This is a genomic window from uncultured Veillonella sp. (assembly GCF_900545205.1).
Lineage (GTDB): Bacteria > Bacillota > Negativicutes > Veillonellales > Veillonellaceae > Veillonella.
Window position 1 is genome coordinate 1 of the sequence record NZ_UQYC01000004.1, and the last position, 23,730, is coordinate 23,730.

The window sequence follows — 23,730 nt, forward strand, 5'->3', positions numbered from 1 at the left end:
ATCTCTTACTTACCTATAGTATAACAATCAATATCGAGCCTTGTCTATATGCACATTAGGGGCATCTTTGTGCGTCTATGAGGGACTACTATTTATATGAAAACTATCAAAGAGCAGTATATTGATGGGACTTATATTTTAGAAACGTTTTACTAATGAGCATAACCTATTGAGGGCCGACTTACGCTGAGTATGGAGGCATGAGATAGGTTATGCCCATTAGTAATCTAGTTGTCGCAATACTGTCAGGCCCCATCAATAAACACTCGATAGATAGCTTTCACAATAATAGTAAAAAAAACGCACCTAAGGATAACCCTAGGTGCGTTATTTATAACAACAGTCCTAAATCATAAAAGAGAGGGGAAGTAGGACTGTGGTTAACAGATTAATGGATCCGATTAGCCCAAGATAGCTTTCATGTCAGCTTCTGGAGTTGTAATTGGATGTAATTGGAATTTTTCTACCAAAATGTTCAATACATTGCTGGAGAAGAATTTAGGCAAGGAAGGTCCGATGTAGATGTTGCGGATACCCAATGCCAACAATGTTAACAAGATACATACCGCTTTTTGTTCGTACCAGGACAATACCAATGTTAATGGCAAGTCGTTTACGTCACATTCAAATGCACCAGCCAAAGCTACTGCTACTTGAATAGCGGAGTAAGCATCGTTACATTGACCCATATCAAGGATACGAGGAATACCACCGATTTCACCGATGTTAAGGTCGTTGAAGCGGAATTTACCACAAGCCAATGTCAATACTACAGTATCATCTGGAGTTTGTTTTACGAATTCTGTGTAGTAGTTACGGCCTACTTTAGCACCGTCGCAACCACCAACTAAGAAGAAGTGTTTAATTGCGCCAGCTTTTACAGCATCGATTACTTTATCAGCAATGCCCAATACTGTACCATGACCGAAACCAGTAGTTACTTCGTGACCACCGTTGATACCAGTGAATTCTTGAGCTTCTTTGTAGCCGCCCAATTCGATTGCACGGTTAATAACAGCGGAGAAGTCTTTAGTGCCGTCTTCTTTTTCTTCTACGTGTGCACAACCGTCAAAACCTACCATATCTGTAGTGAAGATATTTGCTCTGTAGTTTTCTTTTGGTGGCATAATGCAGTTTGTAGTGAATAAGAATGCGCCAGGAACGTCAACGAATTCTTTTTGTTGGTTTTGCCATGCAGTACCGAAGTTACCTTTCAATTGAGGATGTTTTTTCAATTCAGGGTAAGCGTGGCAAGGTAACATTTCACCATGAGTATAGATGTTTACGCCTTTACCATCTGTTTGTTCCAACAATTGGTTCAAGTCATGAAGGTCATGACCAGTTACAACGATGAAAGGACCTGGTTCTACAGTCAAAGGTACTGTAGTTGGTACTGGAGTACCATATGTTTCAGTGTTAGCTTTATCAAGAATAGCCATGCATTTCAAGTTGATTTGGCCGAATTCCATCAACAAGTTCAACCATTCTTCAGCGCTATGATCTTTAGCGAATTCTACCATGCCTTTGATGAACCAAGCATCAACTTCAGGATCATGGAAACCAAGGCGTGCAGCATGCCATGCATAAGCAGCCATACCACGCATACCTAACAATAATGTGGAACGAAGAGATACGATATCTTCTTCACCTTTCCATAATTGTTCCCAATCGAAGTTTTGTGCTGCGCTATCGATTTTTGCATGATAAGCGTTTACTTCGTCGATGAATTCTTGAACGCGTTCTTCAGAGAAGTTTACGTTTGTTACACACATGAACAAACCACGCATTAAATAGTCAACGCCTTCTTTAGTTTGGCCTTTTACGTCTAAAGCGCGTGCTAAACCAACTAAAGCAGCAGTTAATTCGTCTTGTAAGTTAGCAACTGGTGCAGTTTTACCACATACACCTTGTACAGTACAGCCGCCTGGTGCTGCAGATTGTTCGCATTGATAACAGAACATGCTCATTTAAAAATCCTCCTTTGCGAGACTTTCTCGCATACAAGCTAGATAATATCAAACCTATACATTACACTGATGAATTATCAGGTGTCTGATTGATTACATTTGAAAGTATAACGTAAAGATGATACAATTTCTGTAGCTTGAGCAACAAATAAAAACTTTTTCAAAAATTTTCCTTGCTCCCCTTTTGGAACAGGTAGACCATTCGATCTAACTATATTATTATACAATAATCATTTTAAATTACTATAAACTTTTTCACACTGGAGGTATCTATGAAGCAAATACTTTCAAACGATATTATCAACCAATATCTACCTACCCTCATACATTGTCCTCTATTCAATAAATTAGGTGAGCCTGAATTAAGAGGCTATTTACATAATGCAAAGGTTATTGTACATAGCTATAAGAAAAACGATTTCATTGCCCTCTCTGGGGATCCTATGGAAGGTATCGGTGTTATTCTTGAAGGCAGTGCCTTGCTCACACGTGAAAATGTAATGGGCCAACGGGTCATCATGGCAAACCTTGAACAATCCGATATTTTTGGTGAAGCACTACTATTTAGTAAACAACCACTATGGCCTGCTACTATTAAGGCTACAAAGGTAACCAAGATTATGTTCATCCCTCTCGAAACATTTATCGATACATTGCCAGATTGCCAACAATGCCAAACTAAAATCTTATCTAACCTATTAGAGGACTTATCTGAAAAGGCTATTCTCCTAACAAGAAAAGTTCATTACCTAACACTAAAAGGTATGCGCGAAAAGATTTTTGCGTACTTAACAGATATTTATAAGCGCCAACACTCTACAACAATTCATCTACCGCATAACCGCGAGCAAATGGCAGAGGTGCTAAACGTATCCCGTACAGCACTTAGCCGTGAGCTCGGTCGACTTCGCGATGAAGGCATTATCGATATTACAGGTCGCACGGTAACGTTAAAAGATATTGAAGGAATTGAAGAATTTGGTTTTAATAGTTTCTAACATGTAACCAAATCGTCGTTTCTAATAAATAATACAATTATTCTTTCTAACATATAATCAAACGAAAAAGGTCTCCCTAGATCATCTAGGGAGACCTTTTATAGTTTAATTATTTTCTTTGGTTATTAGAACCAATGAGATAAATCGAATTCTTCACCAATAGTTGCTTTCACATGAGCACGGCCTAAGTAAAGGCCAAGCAATGTTAAGCTGATTTTAGACATCGGCGTATGATCAAATACATCCGCTAAATCTAGTAGAACTGGAGAAATATCATCCATAATATCACGTGCTTCTTGACCTCTGAAAGCAGTCGGTTTACTCTTCATAAGCGCAATGAGATCACGTTGAACCATAGAATCAGAAATACGAGTTTGTCTAAAGAAACGAGGTGCTAAAGACTCGTCAACTAACGCCAATTTATAAAGATTGGAATTCAAGCTACGCACCACATAACGTGGATCAACGCCATGACCATCAGTAGCACGGAAGAGTTCCTCCTTGGAGAAGCCACGATAGTTGAACACAAATGGATAGGAATTGGATAACACTTGAGCTAATGTAATTGGTTCGCGTTCCTCTTGCGTACAGCGTAAGTAGTCTAGCTGACGATAGAAAGAGTTATTTTGAGGCAAATCAGAAATGAATGGCTCAATATATTTTTCTACATAATGTTGGAAGTGAATCAATCCATAGTTATTAGAGTTTCTAGAGTATTGTAACAATAATGTCAATGCCATAACTTGGAAATGACCTAGCGTTAAATGTGGCAATACGCGTAACGCATCAAAGGCTACAAGGTACGGTGTACTAGACTTAGGCGATTGTACTACATCTAGGAATGCACCTAACGCAGCGGATTTCATCCACTCTGTATTCGTAGCAGCATACGCCTTTTGCATACTCATTAATGCTTCTTGAATAACAATATTGTCTAAAAGTGCGTTAACTTCAGCTAACTTTGTAATATTAAGTGCTGCTAACGCATCTCTTGTAATAGATTCCACATAATGTTGTGTATCACCATGTAATACACCAAAAGCATGAACAAATGGTGCAATCGCTAACTCAACACATTTGTCTTCATGTGCCGCTTTAGCCCATTGCCCTGTAGGTACCTCTTCTTCAACCATACTAGCTGCCGCTAATTGTGCCTCTATTTCAGAAGCGTCAAACAAGCGCGTTTCATCCAATACAGATGGACCTTCTGCTGTTTGTACCTCATCGGCACCACCAATCATTTGCGTAACATCTATATTCTCAGCTTCATCAGCTTCTAAGGCTTCTACAGATTCGCCCATAGCAATCGTATCTTCTACGGAATTAGCACGATTACGAATTTCATCTGTTACTGCATCGAGAACAATGGTCTTATCCATCAATGGAGTAGCATTATGCTCAACATTTTGAAGTCTATTAGCTGAAACAGCGGACATTACAATAGTTTCATCCATACCAGATGTTTTTGGAGTAGATACTGCCTCCTCTTGGGAAACAGATTCTTGTTGAATCAATTCGCCAGAAACAGTGGAATCTTGAACAGGTTCCTGTTCTTCCAAGATTGGTTTACCAGACTCTGACTGAGTTGACTCTGCATGATGACCTAATGCTAATGAATATCCTGTAGAGGAATCTTCAACATGTAATTGATTACCATCTCGTCGATTATAGGATGTATCTTCATGATTCACCATAGATTCAGAAGTTTCGGAATCCTTATTGTCCTCCATAATGGAGGCCGTATATACATTGGTTCCACCTTCATGTGTAACCGTTACATCCCCTACCTTGGATTCATTAACGGACCTTTCTTTATGATGTTCACTTTCAGGCTTAGTAACAGATCTATCACGATGCTCATGTTTCGATTGGCTTTCACCATCATTACGATTAAAAACAGCGTAACAAATAGCAAAAAATCCGAGCGCCACAACGGCTAATACAAAATACGGTATTACGTTTGACATACTAACCCCCTACATCAACGCTTCATTATATGCAGCACGTTCACCACCAATGCTCTTAGGTCGAACACGACAAGCTGTTACATGGGCCCCACCAATTTCTTTAATACTGAGTCGCACTGGTACGGTAACATGTTTCATGTGCATGCCTATAAAAGTATCCCCAATATCGATACCAGCATCAGCTTTAATAAATTCAACCATCACTGGATCTTCAAAACGTTCATAAGCAGTAACAGCCATAGCTCCACCTGCATGACGTTGAGGCACTACATTAACCTCTTCCTCCCATGTTACCGCGCTACGTTCCATAACAAGCGCACGATTAATATGTTCGCAGCATTGAACCGCCAAATTAAGACCTTTAGCTTTAACAGCTTTATATATTTCATCAAATAAGACCTGAGCCACATCAATGTGGGAATCAGTGCCTATTTTCTTACCCATAACTTCGCTAGTGGAACAACCCACAACGAATAATTGACCTTCTCGAACCTTTGCCAAATCGAGTAATTCAGCCATCGCTGTGCGCACAGACTGACGAATAGTTTCTACAGAAGTCATGATATCGCCTCACTCACTTTGAATGTATAAATCTATATGTATATTATCACAAAATGGACAGAATCGGTAGACTTTACTCTACGCAATACTAGTGAACATTACATAAGACTATAGTAATTATAAAAGTAGTTTTATTTATTACTATCATACTAATAAACAATGTAATAATCATTAAATATATACATTACAGTGATACATATGGATTTTCTACAAATAAAAAGAGGCTTGCAAATGCAAGCCTCTTTTAATCACTCAACGGTGATATTAGATTTTTCTGTAAGGTTTTTGACCTTGTTCGTAGAAGTTGTTACCTTCAGTATCGCCAACTACGATGCAAGGGAAATCTTCAACTGTCAATTCAGCCAAAGCTTCTGGACCAAGTTCACCATAAGCAAGTACTTCGTATTTTTTGATGGATTTTGCAATCAATGCTGCAGCGCCACCAACTGCTGCGAAGTATGTGCAACCATTTTTCTTCATGGATTCAACTACTGCTGGTTTACGGGAACCTTTACCGATCATGCCTTTGATACCTTGATCAAGCATTGTTGGTGTGTAAGCGTCCATACGACCAGAAGTTGTAGGACCAGCGGAACCAATTGGGTCACCAGGTTTTGCAGGTGTTGGGCCAAGGTAGTAAACGAATTTGTTAGTCCAATCGATTGGTAATTTTTCACCGCGTGCTAAAGCTTCAGTCATAACTTTATGAGCAGCGTCACGAGCGGAGTAAATTTTGCCAGTGATAAGAACGCTATCACCAACTTTTAATTTACGGGAAAACTCTTCATTATATTCTTCAGTATTAATGCGAATTGTTTCAGCCATTGTAATTACCTCCTACCGATTAAAGTACTACGTGTTTATGACGAGCAGCATGACACATAATAGTAACAGCAACAGGAAGGCCGGCGATATGAGTTGCACCCCATTCGATGTTTACACCGATACAAGTTGTTGTGCCGCCCAATTGTGGACCGATACCAGTTTTGTTAACCATTTCCAAAATTTCTTCTTCCAATTTTGCATACTCAGGATCTTTGTGAGGAGTGCTAATATCGCGAAGCAAAGCTTTTTTGGACATAACAGCTGCTTGGTCCATAGTACCACCAATACCTACGCCAAGTACGATTGGAGGGCATGGGTTAGGGCCAGCATGTTTTACGATTTCAAGAACTGCATTTTTAACGCCTTCAACGCCATCTGCAGGTACCAACATAGCTACGTCAGATTTGTTTTCGGAACCGAAACCTTTAAGTTCTACGTTGATTTCTACTTTATCGCCAGGAACGATATCGATGTAAATGATTGCAGGTGTATTGTTTTGAGTGTTTTTACGGTTGAACAATGGTTCTGCTACAACGGATTTACGAAGGTAACCTTCTACATAGCCTTGAGCAACACCTTCATTGATAGCTTCTTTAAGATCGCCACCAACAAAATGTACGTCTTGACCTACTTCTAAGAATACCAATGTCATACCAGTATCTTGGCAGTATGGACGATCTTCAGCATCAGCAATTTCTGCATTTTTGATGATTTGATCGAGAACGATGCAACCAACTGGAGACTCTTCTGTTTCACGGCCTTTTTTCAAGCCTTCATAGATGTCTTTTGGCAAGTGGTAAGCTGCGTCCATACACATTTGACGGACTGTTTTTGTGATTTCAGATACTTGAATCTCGCGCAAGATAATCCCTCCTCAGGAACATAGTTGAATATTAATTCTAATTACCGTGAGATAACTTTTTTCTCTCAAGTATAATGAGATATATGTATCTCATATACATCGAGATTAACTCTATGCATCAATCGTAACACACAATATACAGGCTTTCAACGGCTCAACTATACAGTTTTCTCAATGCTTTTTCATATTTTGAGAATAATTTTCATGAATATTGTTGTATATATTTCGGCATGTCACCATCACTTTTTTACCGTTTCCCGCATCCCAAAAATCACTTCAGCGATGTGATAAAAGTCATAGTTAATCATAGGTTAAAAGTATTTTTATACTCTATATCACAATCGACTTTTAGAGGTAAGAATTAGGTTAAAAGCACCTTATAAATCCAGAGTATATCTAAGATGATGAATACACTTTTAAGCTACTTGATATTACTTTTCAAATAAAAGGTTTAAACTTTTTTACAATGCATATGTATACCGATTATATTCAATATACTTATATTGCTAACTCTTAAGAAAATATACATTATGAATCCCCTATAAATATAGGAATTATCTAAGTTTATTCATCTCTATAGATTATATTAATTTTAATGACTTACTTATCACTATTTTTGATAAGCTATTTTTTGTATAAAGTTATGTGTTTTAGTCATAATTAACGCTTTTTGATTTATAGTAATTTTAAAAAAAACGCTTGCTTTTATAATTAATCTAACATATAATAACAATCGTACCATTCCTCGATAGCTCAGTTGGTAGAGCAATCGGCTGTTAACCGATCGGTCGTAGGTTCGAGTCCTACTCGAGGAGCCATTCTGGCCCGTTGGTCAAGCGGTTAAGACACCGCCCTTTCACGGCGGTATCCCGGGTTCGATTCCCGGACGGGTCACCACATGGACGATTAGCTCAGCTGGGAGAGCGCCTGCCTTACAAGCAGGATGTCGGCAGTTCGATCCTGTCATCGTCCACCAGACCAAGAAGCAAGCATAAAGCTTGCTTCTTTTTTTTGTATATGTGATATAATAGTACCAGTTGTTTTGTTTGTAAATTTCAAAGAGTTTTATTAAGAGGAGGAACTATGTTTCGTAAATTCGGACGCTATAAACGTTCGCTACTTACAGTACTAGGTGTACTATTGGCATCTACACTTGCTACAGCAAGTGCGGCCACAATTAATATGAGTCAATTAACATCCAATAGGACTCAACCGGTTGTTATTAACTCTGTGCAATCCAATGTAGATACAACTACACCTACATTACAATCCGATAATAATGGTCAACCTATTTTGAAGGTTGCCAACACACCGGTTTCTACTCCAGTTGTAGGAACACCTGAAAAAGCGACGATCAACACATCTAATTCTAATTATGATGGTCATTTAGATAATTTCCCTAGTCGCAAAGTAACAATCGTAGTACCTGCCAAGTTGCGCAATGAAAATACAGCACAATTTGGTCGTTACATGACAGATCGTCTATCTAACACACTTAAATATCCGTACTACGATACAGCAATCGTAAGTACTAATACGCCAACAGCAGAAATTAGAGCTGTTGACCTTGCACAAATTGCATCTGCGCAGAACTCTGAAATTGTTATCATGCCTGTACCATTGCAAGATGTATACGTACAAATCAATGGTGTAAATAGCCCATACGCATATAACAATGATGATCGCGAAATGTACATTGCAGCAAAAGTTAATGCATTGTTATATTACTACGATGTGAATGATCAAGTTATTCACACTGTACGCAGTGGATTCAATCAAACAGATGATTCCTTAACAATGCCAACACATAAGGCTGTATGGAATAAAGTTATGACTGTATTACTTGATAAATTACCGTATAAACGCATTCCAACAGACCGTGACCGCTATCAAGCGCCTGGCATCAACTCTGAATCTCCAGTTGTACTTGACTTCCAAGTAGAACAACCTAGAAATACTGCTTACTCCTTAAAAGGTGTTAGTGTATTATAAGAGACAATAAAGAAGACCGTTAAGCAATTGCTTAACGGTCTTTTGGTATTCACCTATTAACGATACATAACTTAGTGAATCAAGCCGATTAATCTAAGTTGATGCTCTGTAAAACCAGCATTTCTTAAAAGTGCAGTAAATGAACTACGGAAGGAATCAGATAAATCGCTTACGTAATAAATTGAATCATCATCTTTTGCACTTGCTGTACTTGTATTAGTAGTCACAGCATATTTAGCATTATCAGCTTCATTTTGTTTAACCATGTTAGCTCTAAAAGCATCATTTGTAGGAGTTTCTACTGGTGGACGAACCGAGTCAGTATATTTATAACCATAAGATGCGTCTACATGTGTTCCTAGTGTAGATGCACCAAAACAGCATGCTAATACAGCAAAAGCAATGAAAGATTTTTTTGATACGTTCATTAGAAAACCTCCAAATTAACACAATAAGTCATTAAATTTAAATGACAAATTTTAGTATAAGCAGATGACCTTAATGTTAGATGAGTGTTTCCTATAAACAAAATGAAATTCTATAGAAAAAGGCTAGCCCTATGGCTAGCCTTTTACTTTATAGTTGTTTAGTTACATGCAAGCGCAATAATGCACGTTGCAATGCTGCTTCTGCGCGTTCTACATCGATATCTGGTGTAGGATTAGATAACCGGCCTTCTGCACGTTCTTTAGCTCGACGAGCACGTTCCACATCAATAGATGATGGATCTTGGCAATCTGGAGTTACAATACTCACCTTATTATGTTCAATTTCACAGAAGCCACCAAATACGGCAAGTTCACGAGATGTTCCATCTGGTTGATCTATGCGTAATGGCGCTAAATCTAATGCGATAATCATAGGTGCATGATTTGGCAAAACACCAAATTGACCATCGATGGCTTTGCCTACAAAGAATGTAGACTTGCCTTCAAAGACAATCGCATCAGGTGTGATGATCTGTAGGGACATAGGTTCCGCCATGGATTATTCCCCCTTCTCTTGCATTTCCTTTGCTTTTTGAACGGCTTCATCAATGGTACCAACCATGTAGAATGCACCTTCCGGTAAATCGTCATGTTTACCATCAAGGATTTCTCTAAAGCCTCTCAATGTTTCGGACAATGGTACGTATTTACCAGGAGAACCTGTAAACACTTCGGCTACGAAGAATGGTTGACTCAAGAAACGTTGAATCTTACGAGCACGAGATACAGTCAATTTATCTTCGTCAGACAATTCTTCCATACCAAGGATTGCGATAATATCTTGAAGATCGCGGTATTTTTGCAATACTTCTTGTACGCCACGAGCTACTGTATAATGTTCTTCGCCAAGTACATGTGGGTCCAAAATACGGCTTGTAGAATCAAGTGGATCTACGGCAGGATAAATACCAAGTTCCGCGATGGAACGAGACAATACTGTTGTTGCATCCAAGTGAGCAAATGTTGCTGCTGGAGCAGGGTCAGTCAAGTCATCGGCTGGTACATATACAGCTTGTACGGAAGTAATGGAACCTTCTTTTGTAGATGTAATACGTTCTTGTAATGCACCTACGTCATTAGCCAATGTAGGTTGGTAACCTACGGCAGATGGCATACGACCTAAGAGGGCAGATACTTCGGAACCCGCTTGAATAAAGCGGAAGATGTTATCGATAAACAAGAGCACGTCTTGTTTCTTCACATCACGGAAGTATTCAGCCATTGTAAGGCCTGTAAGACCTACGCGCATACGAGCCCCAGGTGGCTCATTCATTTGGCCATATACGAGGGCCGTTTTATTGATAACGCCGGATTCTTTCATTTCATTCCACAAGTCGTTACCTTCACGAGTACGTTCGCCTACGCCGGAGAATACGGAGTAACCACCGTGCTCTGTAGCAACATTGTGAATCAATTCCATGATTAATACGGTTTTACCTACGCCGGCACCACCGAAGAGGCCAATTTTACCACCTTTTACGTAAGGAGCGATAAGGTCAACAACCTTAATACCTGTTTCCAAGATTTGTGTATCTGGAGAAAGGTCATCAAATTTAGGTGCTGGACGATGAATAGGCCATTTTTCGTCAGCTACAACTGGAGCTGGATCATGGTCTACAGTTTCACCCAATACGTTAAAGATACGACCCAATACACCTTCACCTACAGGAACGGCAATTGCAGCACCAGTATCTTCAGCATCCATATTACGGGTCATACCGTCAGTAGAGCTCATTGCAACGCAACGTACAGTATCATCACCTAAGTGTTGCATAACCTCTACTACAATTTTTTGTCTATCATGTGCCTTATGATCATGGTAGATGTTGATGGCGTTGTAGATGCTTGGCAAATGACCAGCATCGAAGCGCACGTCTACAACTGGGCCAATGACCTGCACAACTTTACCAATATTATTACTCATCGACAGATGTCTCCTTATTTATTGCAAGGCATTAGCGCCACCAACGATTTCAGAAATTTCGTTTGTAATGCTAGATTGACGTAACTTGTTATATTCAAGCCCCAAGGAATCAATGAGTTCCCCTGCATTGTCTGTAGCAGATGTCATGGCTGTCATGCGAGCACCAAGTTCACTTGCTGCAGATTGCAACAATCCATTATAAACAGTAATTTCTAAATATTTTGGTAGCAACGCCTCCAAGACAGATACAGCGGAAGGCATAAAGTCATATTCTTCCCCTTTTACCTCATCTTGTGGTTGCTCTATTGGCAACAAGCGCTCAGCCTGTGCAATTTGCGTCATAGAATTTACAAAACGTGTATATATCATGATGACTTCGTCAACTTCATGACTTTCGTATAGTGAAAGTGCTTCATGCATAATGGCACGCGCATGTTCATAGGAAGGTTTATCAGAGAAGCCCGCATAGGACTTATCGATATGAATTCCTCTGGATTTCATGCTGTCTCTTGGCTTTTTACCAGCCGTGATAACACGATATGTATCGGAAGATTTGCCATGCAATTGCTCCATAGCAAATTTCAATACATTAGACGAGAATGCCCCTGCAAGGCCCTTATCAGCACCTATTACAACATAGCATGTGCGTTTTATAGGACGTACCTCTAGTAAAGGACTGCTAAAGCCTTCTAAATCACTATTAGACATATGACGCAAGATTTGCCCAATTTTTTCTGCGTAAGGACGTGTAGATTCCGCTTTTGTTTGTGCCCTACGAAGACGAGCTGAAGCAACCATCTTCATCGCTTTTGTAATTTGTTGCGTATTGGTAACACTTTTTATGCGTTTTCGCAAATCTTGTGCACTAGCCATACATTACGCCTCCTTATGAGACACTAATGTATGCGTAGAACCAAATGCTTCTACACATTCTGGGATTGCTTGCTTCAATAGATTTTCAGTATCTTCATCAATTTTCTTAGACGTTTCAATATTCGTGATAATTTCAGGATAGTTAGCTTTCACAAAACGTAAAAGTTCAGATTCAAATGATAATACATCAGCTACTTGAATATTAGCTAAGTATCCTTTTGTACCAGCGTAAAGATTGATAACCATTTCTGCTACGCTCATAGGTTCATATTGACCTTGTTTTAACATTTCAGTCAAACGTTCACCGCGGTCTAATTGTGCTTTAGTAGCCGCATCAAGATCAGAACCGAACTGTGCGAAGGCTGCCAATTCACGATATTGTGCAAGGTCCAAACGCAATTGGCCTGCTACTTGTTTCATCGCTTTAGTTTGTGCACTACCACCTACACGGGATACGGACAAACCTACGTCAACAGCTGGACGGATACCAGAGTAGAACATATCTGTCCCCAAGAAAATTTGACCATCAGTGATGGAGATTACGTTTGTTGGGATGTATGCAGATACGTCACCGGCTTGTGTTTCAATGATTGGCAACGCTGTAATAGAACCACCGCCAAGTTCTGGTGAAAGTTTAGCAGCACGTTCTAATAGGCGGCTGTGTAAGTAGAATACGTCGCCTGGATACGCTTCACGCCCTGGTGGACGGCGTAATAATAGAGACATAGCACGGTAAGCAGCTGCTTGCTTAGTTAAGTCATCATATACGCAAAGTACATGTTTGCCTTTGTACATGAAGTATTCACCCATAGCAACCCCTGCATACGGAGCAATGTATTGTAATGGAGCACCTGTAGAAGCACTAGCAGAAACGACGATTGTATAATCCAACGCACCTGTTTCTTCTAATTTTTGTACTACACGAGCTACGGTAGATTCTTTTTGACCAATAGCTACATAGATACAAATAACATCTTTACCTTTTTGGTTGATGATTGTATCAAGAGCGATTGCAGTTTTACCAGTACCACGGTCACCAATGATGAGCTCACGTTGGCCACGGCCAATTGGTACCATTGCATCAATGGCTTTCAAACCAGTTTGCAAAGGTTCATTTACGGATTGACGATCCGCAATACCAGGAGCTGGATGTTCTACAGGACGACGTTCTGTCGCTTGAATAGCACCCTTACCATCGATAGGCTGACCCAACGGATTTACTACACGACCAATAAGTGCATCACCTACTGGTACGTCCATAATTTTGCCAGTACGGCGTACTTGGTCACCTTCTTTAATCAAGAAGTCATCACCCAATAGTACGGCACCAACATTATCTAATTCTAAGTTCAAAACCAAGCCATATACGCCGTGTGGTAACTCTAACAACTCACCGGCCATGGCTCTTTCAAGACCATAAATATGGGCGATGCCATCCCCTACGTCGAGAACAGTACCCACGTCATCGACATTGAGGTCAACATCATAGTCCTGAATCTGCTGTTTGATTATAGCAGTGATTTCTTCAGGCTTCATTTTCATATATACCCATTCACCCCTATCTAATAGAGTTCGTTCTTAATAAAGATTTTTCTAATTCTTGCAAGCGACGAGATACAGAGCCATCAATGCGTTTATCCCCTACTTGAATGATAATACCACCCATAATGGAAGGATCTTGACGCACGGATAGAATAACATCTTTGCCCGTTACCTCTCGTAATTTAGCTTGTACAGATGCTTCTATATCAGCTGTGATTGGTTCTGCTACAGTGACAGTAGCTTCTAGAATACCACGAGCTTCGCGTGATTTCTTAATAAATGCCGCAATAGTCTGCTTTATATAGCGATCACGACCACGTTTAATCATCACATAAATAAAATGCAAAGCAACCTTATCGAGACTAGATTCAAAAATTTTACCAATCAGCTTAATCTTTGCATCTTCTGTAACAGTTGGATTTTCAAGGAATGAGCTTAATTCAGGTTGCTCATCCATTACAGATGCTACATAGCCTAATTGCTCCTCCATGAGATCCAACTTATTTTGTTCTTGAGCTAATTCAAACATAGCTGAACTGTATTTATCTGCTACAATTTCTATGCTCATCGTATCACAACCCTATCGTTTTACTATCAAGTTGACGAATAGCGTCTTCGATCAATTTCGTATTAGTTTCGCTGTTCATATCTTTAGCAACAACTTTACCAGCCATAGCTACAGATAAGGAAACAACTTCATTGCGCAAGCTGTTCATAGCACGATCACGTTCAATGGCAATATCTTGACGAGCACGATTTTTTTCTTGTTCAATTTGCTCGCGAGCTGTTGCTAATTGTTCACGTGTTGTATTTTCTGCTTCTTGAATTGCTTTTTCAACAATTTTTTGTGCCTCTACACGAGCATTAGAAATTTGAGCTGCATAATCAGCTTTAAATTCCTCTGCTTCTGCACGAGCTTTTTCTGCAGCTTCTAAGTCTTTAGCAATTCGTTCTTTACGTTCTGTCATCATAGCCAATAATGGTTTATATGCAAAACGAGCCAATAGCCAAACTAATATAAAAAAGTTCAACATTTGAGCAAGAATCGTTCCAAGGCTTAAGTCAACCAAGGTTATTCCTCCTCGTTATTATCTGAATAACAAAATAAATGCTACTACTACACCGATGATAGGCATCGCTTCGATCAAACCAATCGCTACGAACATTGTAGACATCAATTGACCACGTAATTCTGGTTGGCGTGTAATACCTTCGATTACTTTGCTAGATACAAGACCATCACCGATACCTGCACCAATGGCACCACAACCTACTGCGATTGCTGCTGCTAATGCGAATAAACCTTGAGCTTCCATAATATATCCTCCATATAAAATAATTAATGTTCCTCACTAAGAGCCATCCCCAAGTAGGAGGCAGTAAGAACTGTGAAAATAAAGGCTTGAATAATACCGATAAATAAACTAAAAGCAATCCAAACCCATGGTACAGGTACAAACCAAGGCAAGTTATACAATACTTCTAACAAAATTTCACCAGCTACGATATTGCCGAATAGACGGAAAGCAAGTGTAACTGGTTTTGCAATTTCCTCAAAAATATTAAGGATTAGCAAAGCCTTATAAGGTTGTACAAAATGATTGAAATAGGATAAGCCTTTAACTTTAATCCCCATAACCCATACCACTAATGTGCTACATAGAGCTAATGCAATTGTAGTATTAATATCGGATGTTGGTGATGTTAAAGCCTTAAACGTTGGCATTAAACCCAGTTCGTTCCCTACAAAAATAAATAAGAAAAACGTAAATAACAAGGAACTTACCATCGGCCAATGACGACCCAAGTTCGGAGCTAGCTGCCCCTCTAAGCCTTCTAATATAGCTTCCACTATATTTTGCAAGCCTACAGGCACCAATTTACGTCCTCGGGTGGCCGATACTGTTACCAGTATTACAATAGCCATAGTAACCCATGTAGCAATCAAGGTATCAATATTAAATGTTAACCCCAACCACTGCACGACCTCATGGTGTCCCGCATGTAATTCCACGTTCTCAACCCCTTCCATAGTCATAATAAAAACCTTATATATTTACAATTAATATAAATATATTATATATGTATCATCATACATCGTTATAGATATATAATCAACACTTACAAGGTAAACAATTCCAATTACTCATAATCACATTGTGTATAATGCATTATCGGTATACACCTATCATTCTTACTGCTACTTACGGGGTCAGAAATGCCGACTAAGCCACCAATACACCACATATAATGCCGGTTGTATGAGTGCAATACCTATAAACATGCTAACAGCTTCAACACCAGGTATTTTTAATCCTAAGACGACCAAAGAGCCTACTAACATAAGACGCCATATCATCTGCCTGCGAGCTTTACGTACGGCTTTATAAGGGTCTCCTGACACAATAGATTGTCCATGCAAAGCCAAGCTAAGCAAGTAGAGTACCATTATAAAAATGCCCCAAAGCCATCCCCATAGATACACTTCTAAGCCACATAAAACTTGTATTATACCGCCTAAAAAGGCAATAAAAAAACAAGTTAGTAGCACACGCACTATGAATTTAATATATTGATTCATATATACCTCACTACTTAACTTGTTTATATAACATATAAAAGCCTGTTATAGCTCCAATAAGACCAAATATAACCATACATAATGGTTCAGTTCTAAACCAACCATCTAGTATATATCCAATCCCAATAAAGCCACCTATACAGAAAACGAGTGTGAGCCCCGCCGATGTTGCCATGGCGAGGGCTTTCACAAGGTCCTTATCCATATTATTTACCAAAACGTTCAGGACGATTAGGATCGCCTAAAAATTCATGGCGCAACGCTTGGATGATGCGTTCAGATGCTTTGCCGTCACCATATGGGTTAACGGAATTAGACATCAATTTATAAGCCTCTGCATTGCTCAACAATTCATGAGCTGCTGCATGTACAGCGTCTTTGTCAGTACCTACAAGGCGCACAGTACCAGCTTCAACAGCTTCTGGGCGTTCTGTAGTATCACGCAATACGAGAACTGGTTTACCAAGAGCTGGTGCTTCCTCTTGAATCCCACCAGAATCAGTAAGAATCAAATAGGATTTAGCCATCAAATTAGCAAATGGTTCGTAATCAAGCGGGTCAATCAATGTAACACGTTCTACAGAACCGAGTTCTTCTTGTACAACTTGGCGAACCTTAGGATTCTTATGTACAGGGAAGACCACTTGAATATCTTTAAATTCATCAAGCAAATCACGAATAGCTTGGTATACATGGCGCATAGGCTCACCCAAGTTTTCACGGCGATGTGTCGTAACAAGCACTGTACGTTTTTCAGGATCTAATGCATTGATAGCAGCATCATCAAACACATAGTTTTCTTGTACTGTTGTATCAAGGGCATCAATAACCGTATTGCCTGTTACATACAAATGGTCTGCATTTATATTTTCTTTTTTTAGATTACTTTCAGAACTAGCTGTTGGTGCAAAATGATATGTCGCAATAGAACCAGTCAACTTGCGGTTCATCTCTTCTGGGAATGGAGAGTAAATATCACCAGTGCGAAGGCCTGCTTCTACATGGCCTACAGGAATTTCTTGATAGAAGGACGCCAAAGCACCTGCAAAGGTAGTTGTAGTATCACCATGTACAAGAACCACATCAGGTTTAGCTTCTTCTAATACATCTTTAAGGCCCATCAACGCACGGTTTGTTACATCGTACAATGTTTGACCTTGGCTCATAATATTCAAGTCGTAATCAGGGGTAATATTAAACAAGTTTAGTACTTGATCGAGCATATCGCGATGTTGTGCCGTAACGGTTACAATCGGTTCCATATCCGGTGCTGCTTCTAATGCTTTTACAAGAGGAGCCATCTTGATAGCCTCAGGTCTTGTACCAAAGATTGTCATAACTTTTAACATAGTTGCCTCCAACATAGTAGGATAGAAAAAATGGGGCGCCAAGCGCCCCACATGGTTATTTCTTATGGGAATCTTCAGATTCCTCTAAAGCTTTTGCCAATTCTTCACGATCAAAGGAAATAGTTTCATCTGAATCGCTGCGTTCAATTGTAGGACGTGGTAGTGGATGACCTGCCGCATCACTGTGAGTAATAACACCAAGGCGACGAGCCACATAAATACTACCTAAGAAGATAACGAGTACTAATGCGATACCAATCCAAGCATTGACCTCTGCTACGATGACGGATACGCCACCAAAGAGAGCCGTTACAGCATACATCATTAGCACCGCTTGTTTTTGAGATAAGCCCTGTGCTAACAAACGATGATGCACATGGCCTTTATCAGGCTTGAAAATCGGACGACCGCTGATTTTACGGCGCACGATAGCAAACAATGTATCGAGAATTGGTAAGCCTAGCACGATAGCTGGTACCACTAATGCAATAGTAGCCGCCGTTTTAACAGCCCCCATTACAGAAATAGCGGCTAATGTATAACCAAGGAGCATAGAGCCCGTATCACCCATGAAGATTTTCGCTGGGTTAAAGTTATACCGCAAGAACCCTACTGTTGCACCTGCTAGTGCCAATGAAATACAGGCAAGGTCTGTTTGACCAAGTTGTAATGTCATAGCACAAACAGCAATACAAGCAATAAAGGAAATGCCTGCTGCCAAGCCATCAAGTCCATCGATAAGGTTTACGATATTCGTAAAGCCTACAATCCAGAAAATAGTCAATGGAGCAGACCAATATTTAAGGTATACCACACCACCCCAAGGAAGGTTGATGAAGTCTACGCGAATATCGTAAGCTACCAAAATAGCTGCCGCTATGATTTGGCCCATCAACTTAGTCTTTGGCTCAATTTGTTTAATATCATCCCATATGCCGACAAGCACAAGGATAACGGTACCAAGCACAAAGCCAAATAGTTTATGGTCATGTGGGATAGATCCATTAAAGAGGACCGATCCTATATAACCGAGGAAGATTGCTAACCCACCAAGTCGTGGAATAGCACCATGATGTACCTTGCGGGCATCAGGTTTATCTATTGCCCCAACAGCAACGGCAAAGCGTTTCACCAAAGGGGTAAGTGCAAAGGTTATGACGAGCGCCAGAGCAAAGGCCCATACATAATCGAGCACATAATCACTCATAAGACACCTCCAACAACTGGGTTAAAACAATATTAGTTCGTTAAGCTACGAATAGGTGCAGGAATACGACCACCACGTGCGATGAACTCAGCTGCACTATATGGGCTTACTTCAATGATTGGAGCATAGCCTAACAAGCCACCAAACTCAACAACCTCACCTACTGTTTTACCAGGTACAGGAATTACACGAACCGCAGTTGTCTTATTATTAATCATACCAATAGCAGATTCATCAGCAATGATTGCAGAAATTGTATCTGCTGTTGTGTCACCAGGAATAGCAATCATGTCAAGGCCCACAGAACATACGCATGTCATAGCCTCTAATTTATCGAGGGATAAACTGCCACAAGATACAGCATCAATCATACCCGCATCTTCAGATACTGGAATAAATGCACCACTGAGACCGCCTACGTGAGAAGATGCCATAAGGCCACCTTTTTTCACTGCATCATTAAGCAATGCAAGTGCTGCTGTAGTACCGTGACAACCACAAGAGGATAAGCCCATTTCTTCAAGAACGTGAGCTACCGAGTCACCTACAGCTGGTGTTGGTGCCAAGGACAAGTCAATGATACCGAATGGTTTGCCAAGACGGCGAGATGCCTCTTGTGCTACCAATTGGCCTACACGAGTAATTTTGAAAGCAGTGCGTTTAATCGTTTCTGCTACAACGTCAAAGGATTGACCACGTACAGATTCTAGTGCGTGTTTTACAACGCCTGGACCAGATACGCCTACAGAAATAGCGCTATCCCCTTCAGTTACACCGAAGAAGGCACCGGCCATGAATGGATTATCCTCTACAGGATTACAGAAAATAACAAGCTTAGCACAACCAAGAGCATCATTATCCTTTGTAAGTTCTGCCGTTTTCTTAACGATGATACCCATGTCGCGAACTGCGTCCATGTTGATACCCGTTTTAGTAGAGCCCACACCTACAGAGCTACATACGATATCTGTAGTTGCCAGCGCTTCTGGGATGGAATCAATCAAAATGCGGTCAGCCCGTGTAGCACCTTTTGTTACAAGAGCAGAGAAACCGCCGATAAAGTTTACACCTACTGTTTTTGCAGCGCGATCCATCGCTTCTGCAATAGGAACATAGGATGTTAAATCACTACCACCAGCCACTAATGAGATCGGTGTTACAGAAATACGTTTGTTAATGATAGGAATACCAAACTCGCGCTCAATATCCTCACCAGTAGACACAAGGTGCTCTGCTTCTTTCGTAATACGATCATAAATGCGATCACACAACTCTTTACCAGAGCTAGATGCACATTCAAGCAAGCTAATACCCATTGTAATGGTACGTACGTCAAGCTTGTTATCATGAATCATCTGATTCGTTTCTAAAATATTGTCGATAGATAACATAGTGCCTCCTATCCTACACGGTGCATGCTTAAGAAAATATCAGCATGTTGTGCACGGATTTCAACACCAAGTTCTTTACCGAGTGCATTCAAAGCATCTTGAATAGATGTCAAATCTTTCACATCTTCAGACTTTGTTTCACACATCATAATCATATTGAAAACGCCATCAAGAATGGTTTGATTTATAGACATAATGTTTACGCCGTGGTTAGCAAGTACAGTACTAACCCCTGCAATGATACCAACGCGGTCAACGCCGACAACGGTAACAACTAATTTCATAACATCACCTTTTCTGAGCACTACAAACTATTTGCCCCATATAGGGTATTCAATAAACTATATTAATATATTATATCACATTTATTACTTTTCTACGGTGAAATCTTCATGAGTTTTCATGTAAAAATAGTATTTTACACTTCGTCGGATAATGCAGCCGTTACGATAGCCTCTCCTGCTGTCAATAACGCGACTAAACCTTTATCCCCTTTATAGCTTTCACCATAAATTTTATACAAATCCTCTGTACCGGACGGACGCGCTACAAACCAACCTGTTTCAGTTTCTACGCGAACCCCATCGATGGGCATATCCTTGTATAAGGATGTAGTGCGTATATTAGTAATAGCGTCTCCATCTACCTCTGTAGCTGTAATGGAACTTGCATTCAACTGTTTCAACTTAGCCTTTGCTGCCTTTGTACAAGCCGCATCAATGCGACCAAATCGTGGGTCACCACAACCTTCAACAATATTATTGTAGAGGCGATCAACAGTTGCGCCCATAACGGCATACATTTCCATTGCTAGAAGCGCCATTACCATGCCGTCTTTATCGGTAGTCCATACGGTGCCGTCCTTTTTAAGGAACGATGCGCCTGCAGATTCTTCACCGCCGATACCAATCTCACCATCAAATAATAAAGAGCTAAAATATTTAAAGCCTACCGGAACCTCATAAACCGGAATGTCTTTAACAGCCGCCCATTTATCAATCATAGTGGTACAAACAACGGTTTTACCTACCCCTTTATCTGTCCAACCACGGGTTGTAAACAAATAATCTGCAGCAACCGTAAGGAACGCATTAGGAGAAGCAAGTCCCTCTGCAGTAACGATACCGTAGCGATCATAATCAGGGTCATTACCAACAGCGAGATCATAATTGCCAATTTGTTTAGTTACATCCGCCATCGCATATTCAGAAGAACAATCCATACGCACCTTGCCATCATGGTCATAGGTCATAAAGCTAAAGGTTGGATCGTACTCATCATTGATAATATCCATATTAAGATTATATCGTTCTTTAATGGCCCGCCAATAACCAAGGCCACTACCACCTAATGCATTGACAAGAACTTTAGGCTTCGCACTTTGAATGGCCTCCATATTAATAATAGAGGATAATTCTTCCACATATAAGCCCTTATAGTCATACGGAACTTGTTGATCTGGTTCAATATTATCAATACTAATGCGTTTGAACCCTTCTAATCCACAATAAGCACGAACGTACTCATTGGCGCGGGTTTCAATCCATTTTGTAATCAACGTATCTGCAGGGCCACCGTTGGTAGCATTATACTTAATGCCCCCATTATCTGGAGGATTGTGAGATGGTGTAATAACGATACCATCTGCTTTTTTATCGTTACTTTCATTATATCGAATGATTGCACGAGACACAGATGGCGTTGGAACAAAGTCCATATCCGCATCAACCATGGCAGTCACACCATTACCAGCAAGTACCTCAAGCACTGTTACTAATGCAGGCTGAGATAAAGCATGTGTATCTTGGCCCACAAAAATGGGTCCTGTCGCACCAAATTGACCACGACCATCACAGATTGCCTGTGTAATAGCCGCTACGTGTAAATCCGTAAAGGTACCATTTAAAGAGGTACCACGGTGGCCTGATGTACCAAAGGATACGAGTTGTGTCGGATCAGTTACATCTGGCGCATTGTCAAAATAGGCATCTACCAGAGTTTGTACATCTATAATATCTTGTTCTTGTACAGGCGTACCTGCTAATTTATGAGCCATAGGAACCTCCTAATCTCAAATGTATATGTCATTCATAAAATGTTATATTTACACATAATTAATATGAGATGACTAATGCTTACATTTTGAATTTTACTTTTCTGATTTTACATTTTGCTTTACTTAGCGATTATGTACAGTCTGTGTATTATCCTCTTGTGTGGTACTCTTATCTTTTAACTGTTCACACACTTCAGTAGGAATAATCGGTTGCGTAAAGCCTTGCCCAATGACCTCTTGCGCATCAGTTATCAAGATAAATACATTTGGATCCGCCTCTTGAATAACCTCTTTCAATTTATTTACTTGCAAAAGATTAACGGCTACCATAACGATTTGCTTCGGTGTCCGTGTATAAGCACCAATACCATTAATGATAGTTGCTCCACGACCAACCTTATTGATGATACATTCACACACCTCATCAGTACGATAGGTAATGATGAAAGCAACCTTCCGCTGATTAAAGCCGATAACCACCTTATTCGTGATGATGGTATACACATAGACACTAATAAGCGTAACCGCAACCGCTTCAAGGCCAACAACACCAATGGCGGCCACAAGAATAGCACAGTTGATGGCACTATTAATGGACCCCATTTGAAGTCCATAATACTTGCGTACAATAAGAGCAATCGGATCAAGACCGCCCGTGTTACCACCGACGCGGTACACAATGCCAAGGCCTACACCAGTAGTAATACCAGCCATCATGGAACTCAATAAAGGATCCTTAATAATCATGTCATATTGCAAGAAGTTAAATAAATCAACCATCCAAGACAGCATCAATGTGCCATACAAGGTTTTGATAACAACACGGGTGCCTAGCCACTTCCAAGCAGCCCAGAATATAGGAATATTTAAAATCATATTCCAAGAACCAACGGATAAGCCCGTTAAATAATACAAAATCAAGCCTACCCCACTAATACCAGTACTCACCAATTTGTGTGGCAATACAAAGGCATCAAGGCCGGCACCAAATATGGCACATCCAAGAATGACCATAAGGCTTTCATAGATAACACTTTTATACTTAGCGAACATAGCTTCCTCCAAATTGCCATTTCACTATAAATATTCTATAATGAACTAACTAAAACATACGCTATTTACAATACATTTAGTAATAAAACAATAT

At 40.1% G+C, this 23,730-nt stretch carries 24 protein-coding genes and 3 tRNA genes; 5 read left to right on the plus strand and 22 right to left on the minus strand.

From position 1 onward, the window contains the following. Nucleotides 1–401: 401 nt before the first annotated feature. Nucleotides 402–1,967, minus strand: a complete 1,566-nt coding sequence (hcp, locus tag QZR70_RS00695) for a hydroxylamine reductase (protein WP_295792391.1) — start codon at nt 1,965–1,967, stop codon at nt 402–404. A 272-nt stretch (nt 1,968–2,239) separates the two neighbouring features. Here hcp and QZR70_RS00700 point away from each other — a divergent pair, with 272 nt between their 5' ends. Beyond that, entirely contained in the window at nt 2,240–2,965 is a 726-nt protein-coding gene (locus QZR70_RS00700) for a Crp/Fnr family transcriptional regulator (RefSeq protein ID WP_295792393.1), read from the plus strand. A 125-nt stretch (nt 2,966–3,090) separates the two neighbouring features. Here QZR70_RS00700 and QZR70_RS00705 read toward each other — a convergent pair whose 3' ends face one another. The 4 genes from QZR70_RS00705 to QZR70_RS00720 all read right to left on the minus strand — a co-directional run bounded on the left by QZR70_RS00705 (nt 3,091) and on the right by QZR70_RS00720 (nt 7,180). Beyond that, nucleotides 3,091–4,932 (minus strand): LPO_1073/Vpar_1526 family protein, encoded by a 1,842-nt coding sequence (locus QZR70_RS00705; RefSeq protein ID WP_295792396.1) that lies wholly within the window; start codon nt 4,930–4,932, stop codon nt 3,091–3,093. 9 nt (nt 4,933–4,941) lie between these two features. Next, on the minus strand, nt 4,942–5,493 hold the full coding sequence (locus QZR70_RS00710) for a TIGR01440 family protein (RefSeq protein WP_005385443.1): 552 nt from the start codon (nt 5,491–5,493) through the stop codon (nt 4,942–4,944). A 264-nt stretch (nt 5,494–5,757) separates the two neighbouring features. Then, a complete protein-coding gene (locus QZR70_RS00715; RefSeq protein ID WP_005385442.1) occupies nt 5,758–6,318 on the minus strand; it encodes a Fe-S-containing hydro-lyase in 561 nt (186 codons plus the stop codon). Nucleotides 6,319–6,337: 19 nt separating this feature from the next. Continuing rightward, nucleotides 6,338–7,180 (minus strand): fumarate hydratase, encoded by an 843-nt coding sequence (locus tag QZR70_RS00720; protein ID WP_039968967.1) that lies wholly within the window; start codon nt 7,178–7,180, stop codon nt 6,338–6,340. A 742-nt stretch (nt 7,181–7,922) separates the two neighbouring features. On the opposite strand from QZR70_RS00720, the gene QZR70_RS00725 reads away from it, so the two are divergent. The 4 genes from QZR70_RS00725 to QZR70_RS00740 all read left to right on the plus strand — a co-directional run bounded on the left by QZR70_RS00725 (nt 7,923) and on the right by QZR70_RS00740 (nt 9,172). Next, nucleotides 7,923–7,998 (plus strand) — tRNA-Asn (locus tag QZR70_RS00725). Between the two features lie 4 nt (nt 7,999–8,002). Then, a tRNA-Glu gene (locus tag QZR70_RS00730) sits at nt 8,003–8,077 on the plus strand. A 3-nt stretch (nt 8,078–8,080) separates the two neighbouring features. Beyond that, nucleotides 8,081–8,156, plus strand: a tRNA-Val gene (locus QZR70_RS00735). 107 nt (nt 8,157–8,263) lie between these two features. Beyond that, on the plus strand, nt 8,264–9,172 hold the full coding sequence (locus QZR70_RS00740; protein ID WP_295792397.1) for a hypothetical protein: 909 nt from the start codon (nt 8,264–8,266) through the stop codon (nt 9,170–9,172). A 71-nt stretch (nt 9,173–9,243) separates the two neighbouring features. On the opposite strand, the gene QZR70_RS00745 is transcribed toward QZR70_RS00740, so the two are convergent. The 17 genes from QZR70_RS00745 to QZR70_RS00825 form a co-directional block, all read right to left on the minus strand. Continuing rightward, a complete protein-coding gene (locus tag QZR70_RS00745; RefSeq protein ID WP_105089722.1) occupies nt 9,244–9,600 on the minus strand; it encodes a hypothetical protein in 357 nt (118 codons plus the stop codon). A gap of 148 nt (nt 9,601–9,748) precedes the next feature. Continuing rightward, on the minus strand, nt 9,749–10,156 hold the full coding sequence (atpC, locus tag QZR70_RS00750) for an ATP synthase F1 subunit epsilon (RefSeq protein ID WP_105089723.1): 408 nt from the start codon (nt 10,154–10,156) through the stop codon (nt 9,749–9,751). 3 nt (nt 10,157–10,159) lie between these two features. Next, complete coding sequence (atpD, locus tag QZR70_RS00755; RefSeq protein WP_005385435.1) at nt 10,160–11,584, minus strand: F0F1 ATP synthase subunit beta; 1,425 nt, start codon at nt 11,582–11,584, stop codon at nt 10,160–10,162. Between the two features lie 18 nt (nt 11,585–11,602). Continuing rightward, entirely contained in the window at nt 11,603–12,457 is an 855-nt protein-coding gene (atpG, locus tag QZR70_RS00760) for an ATP synthase F1 subunit gamma (protein ID WP_295792398.1), read from the minus strand. Nucleotides 12,458–12,460: 3 nt separating this feature from the next. After that, nucleotides 12,461–13,999, minus strand: coding sequence for a F0F1 ATP synthase subunit alpha (gene atpA / locus QZR70_RS00765; RefSeq protein ID WP_005385431.1), 1,539 nt, complete (start codon nt 13,997–13,999; stop codon nt 12,461–12,463). A gap of 16 nt (nt 14,000–14,015) precedes the next feature. Then, a complete protein-coding gene (gene atpH, locus QZR70_RS00770; protein ID WP_105089725.1) occupies nt 14,016–14,567 on the minus strand; it encodes an ATP synthase F1 subunit delta in 552 nt (183 codons plus the stop codon). A 4-nt stretch (nt 14,568–14,571) separates the two neighbouring features. After that, complete coding sequence (gene atpF / locus QZR70_RS00775) at nt 14,572–15,069, minus strand: F0F1 ATP synthase subunit B (protein WP_105089726.1); 498 nt, start codon at nt 15,067–15,069, stop codon at nt 14,572–14,574. Between the two features lie 18 nt (nt 15,070–15,087). Beyond that, nucleotides 15,088–15,315: a F0F1 ATP synthase subunit C gene (atpE, locus tag QZR70_RS00780; protein ID WP_004695064.1), complete on the minus strand. Its 228-nt coding sequence runs from the start codon at nt 15,313–15,315 to the stop codon at nt 15,088–15,090. Between the two features lie 23 nt (nt 15,316–15,338). Continuing rightward, the gene (gene atpB / locus QZR70_RS00785; protein ID WP_295792401.1) at nt 15,339–16,037 is read right to left on the minus strand and encodes a F0F1 ATP synthase subunit A; all 699 of its coding nucleotides are present in this window, start codon (nt 16,035–16,037) and stop codon (nt 15,339–15,341) included. A 174-nt stretch (nt 16,038–16,211) separates the two neighbouring features. Then, nucleotides 16,212–16,580: a hypothetical protein gene (locus QZR70_RS00790; protein WP_005385424.1), complete on the minus strand. Its 369-nt coding sequence runs from the start codon at nt 16,578–16,580 to the stop codon at nt 16,212–16,214. Nucleotides 16,581–16,590: 10 nt separating this feature from the next. After that, nucleotides 16,591–16,785, minus strand: a complete 195-nt coding sequence (locus QZR70_RS00795; RefSeq protein ID WP_105089727.1) for an AtpZ/AtpI family protein — start codon at nt 16,783–16,785, stop codon at nt 16,591–16,593. A gap of 1 nt (nt 16,786) precedes the next feature. Continuing rightward, entirely contained in the window at nt 16,787–17,929 is a 1,143-nt protein-coding gene (wecB, locus tag QZR70_RS00800; protein ID WP_295792404.1) for a non-hydrolyzing UDP-N-acetylglucosamine 2-epimerase, read from the minus strand. A 55-nt stretch (nt 17,930–17,984) separates the two neighbouring features. After that, nucleotides 17,985–19,136 carry a glycosyltransferase family 4 protein gene (locus QZR70_RS00805; RefSeq protein WP_227721101.1) on the minus strand — a complete coding sequence of 384 codons (1,152 nt, stop codon included), beginning with the start codon at nt 19,134–19,136 and terminating at the stop codon, nt 17,985–17,987. A gap of 32 nt (nt 19,137–19,168) precedes the next feature. Continuing rightward, nucleotides 19,169–20,527: a PFL family protein gene (locus QZR70_RS00810; RefSeq protein WP_227721100.1), complete on the minus strand. Its 1,359-nt coding sequence runs from the start codon at nt 20,525–20,527 to the stop codon at nt 19,169–19,171. 8 nt (nt 20,528–20,535) lie between these two features. After that, nucleotides 20,536–20,811 (minus strand): ACT domain-containing protein, encoded by a 276-nt coding sequence (locus QZR70_RS00815; RefSeq protein WP_039968964.1) that lies wholly within the window; start codon nt 20,809–20,811, stop codon nt 20,536–20,538. Between the two features lie 134 nt (nt 20,812–20,945). After that, nucleotides 20,946–22,583 carry a phosphoglucomutase gene (locus QZR70_RS00820; protein ID WP_295792407.1) on the minus strand — a complete coding sequence of 546 codons (1,638 nt, stop codon included), beginning with the start codon at nt 22,581–22,583 and terminating at the stop codon, nt 20,946–20,948. Nucleotides 22,584–22,706: 123 nt separating this feature from the next. Then, the gene (locus QZR70_RS00825) at nt 22,707–23,636 is read right to left on the minus strand and encodes a YitT family protein (RefSeq protein WP_295792409.1); all 930 of its coding nucleotides are present in this window, start codon (nt 23,634–23,636) and stop codon (nt 22,707–22,709) included. Nucleotides 23,637–23,730 lie beyond the last annotated feature (94 nt).

Excerpts from the sequence above, each read along its gene's own strand:
- atpH (WP_105089725.1), bottom strand. The coding sequence starts at position 14,567 with ATGAGCATAGAAATTGTAGCAGATAAATACAGTTCAGCTATGTTTGAA.
- QZR70_RS00710 (WP_005385443.1), bottom strand. The coding sequence starts at position 5,493 with ATGACTTCTGTAGAAACTATTCGTCAGTCTGTGCGCACAGCGATGGCT.
- QZR70_RS00820 (WP_295792407.1), bottom strand. The coding sequence starts at position 22,583 with ATGGCTCATAAATTAGCAGGTACGCCTGTACAAGAACAAGATATTATA.
- QZR70_RS00815 (WP_039968964.1), bottom strand. The coding sequence starts at position 20,811 with ATGAAATTAGTTGTTACCGTTGTCGGCGTTGACCGCGTTGGTATCATT.
- hcp (WP_295792391.1), bottom strand. The coding sequence starts at position 1,967 with ATGAGCATGTTCTGTTATCAATGCGAACAATCTGCAGCACCAGGCGGC.
- QZR70_RS00740 (WP_295792397.1), top strand. The coding sequence starts at position 8,264 with ATGTTTCGTAAATTCGGACGCTATAAACGTTCGCTACTTACAGTACTA.
- atpG (WP_295792398.1), bottom strand. The coding sequence starts at position 12,457 with ATGGCTAGTGCACAAGATTTGCGAAAACGCATAAAAAGTGTTACCAAT.
- atpC (WP_105089723.1), bottom strand. The coding sequence starts at position 10,156 with ATGGCGGAACCTATGTCCCTACAGATCATCACACCTGATGCGATTGTC.
- atpB (WP_295792401.1), bottom strand. The coding sequence starts at position 16,037 with ATGACTATGGAAGGGGTTGAGAACGTGGAATTACATGCGGGACACCAT.
- QZR70_RS00715 (WP_005385442.1), bottom strand. The coding sequence starts at position 6,318 with ATGGCTGAAACAATTCGCATTAATACTGAAGAATATAATGAAGAGTTT.
- QZR70_RS00745 (WP_105089722.1), bottom strand. The coding sequence starts at position 9,600 with ATGAACGTATCAAAAAAATCTTTCATTGCTTTTGCTGTATTAGCATGC.
- wecB (WP_295792404.1), bottom strand. The coding sequence starts at position 17,929 with ATGTTAAAAGTTATGACAATCTTTGGTACAAGACCTGAGGCTATCAAG.
- atpA (WP_005385431.1), bottom strand. The coding sequence starts at position 13,999 with ATGAAAATGAAGCCTGAAGAAATCACTGCTATAATCAAACAGCAGATT.
- atpE (WP_004695064.1), bottom strand. The coding sequence starts at position 15,315 with ATGGAAGCTCAAGGTTTATTCGCATTAGCAGCAGCAATCGCAGTAGGT.
- QZR70_RS00795 (WP_105089727.1), bottom strand. The coding sequence starts at position 16,785 with ATGGATAAGGACCTTGTGAAAGCCCTCGCCATGGCAACATCGGCGGGG.
- QZR70_RS00790 (WP_005385424.1), bottom strand. The coding sequence starts at position 16,580 with ATGAATCAATATATTAAATTCATAGTGCGTGTGCTACTAACTTGTTTT.
- QZR70_RS00700 (WP_295792393.1), top strand. The coding sequence starts at position 2,240 with ATGAAGCAAATACTTTCAAACGATATTATCAACCAATATCTACCTACC.
- QZR70_RS00825 (WP_295792409.1), bottom strand. The coding sequence starts at position 23,636 with ATGTTCGCTAAGTATAAAAGTGTTATCTATGAAAGCCTTATGGTCATT.
- atpD (WP_005385435.1), bottom strand. The coding sequence starts at position 11,584 with ATGAGTAATAATATTGGTAAAGTTGTGCAGGTCATTGGCCCAGTTGTA.
- QZR70_RS00805 (WP_227721101.1), bottom strand. The coding sequence starts at position 19,136 with ATGAGTGATTATGTGCTCGATTATGTATGGGCCTTTGCTCTGGCGCTC.
- QZR70_RS00810 (WP_227721100.1), bottom strand. The coding sequence starts at position 20,527 with ATGTTATCTATCGACAATATTTTAGAAACGAATCAGATGATTCATGAT.
- QZR70_RS00705 (WP_295792396.1), bottom strand. The coding sequence starts at position 4,932 with ATGTCAAACGTAATACCGTATTTTGTATTAGCCGTTGTGGCGCTCGGA.